This window comes from Sphingomonas hylomeconis (assembly GCF_025370105.1).
Classification (GTDB): domain Bacteria; phylum Pseudomonadota; class Alphaproteobacteria; order Sphingomonadales; family Sphingomonadaceae; genus Sphingomonas; species Sphingomonas hylomeconis.
Map to the genome: position 1 here is coordinate 1 of NZ_JANQBK010000031.1, position 487 is coordinate 487.

Genomic DNA, 487 nt, shown 5'->3' on the forward strand with positions numbered 1-487 from the left:
CCCGGATGCGGCGGCGGGGCGCGGCGGCGCCGGCGGGAAGGCTGCGGGCGGCGGCATGTCCGGCGCGACCGGCGCGACTGGAGGGGGCGGCGGTGGCGACGGCGCCGCCGGCGCGGGAACGTCATCGCCATCACCTTGGCGGACCCCGATCACGATCTCGAACGGCGTGTCGGCCTCTGCCTGAGCGCGGCGCCGGCGATACAGCAGCCAGGCCACGAGCCCCCCGAGCAGCAGCAGGATGCCGAGCATGATCGCCCAGGGGCTGATCCCCGCCCCCGCGCCGGCGATCGGCACGGCCGCGGCGGGCGCGGTCGTCACGGGCGCGACCGGCGTCGCCTCGGCCAGCGGCGCTTCCAGCGGTTCGGCCGGCGCGATCGGCAGCGGGCTCGGCGTGGCGACCGGCCGTGGCGCGATCACTGCCTCGGGCACGGTCGTTGTCGGAGCCGCGGCGCGCGGTGCGGCGGTTGCCGCCGGCGTCGGGCGGGCG

Annotated in this window: 1 protein-coding gene and 1 pseudogene; one reads left to right on the forward strand and one right to left on the reverse strand. The window is 79.7% G+C overall.

All coding sequences use genetic code 11. The annotated features are described in order from the left end of the window. A partial coding sequence (locus tag NV401_RS18755) for a hypothetical protein (RefSeq protein ID WP_261295978.1) occupies window positions 1–249 on the reverse strand: 249 nt, incomplete at its 3' end. Between NV401_RS18755 and NV401_RS18760 the strand changes: the two are divergent. Further along, window positions 248–487: pseudogene (locus NV401_RS18760) on the forward strand (hypothetical protein); the annotation flags it as partial. The gene NV401_RS18755 and the pseudogene NV401_RS18760 overlap by 2 nt on opposite strands.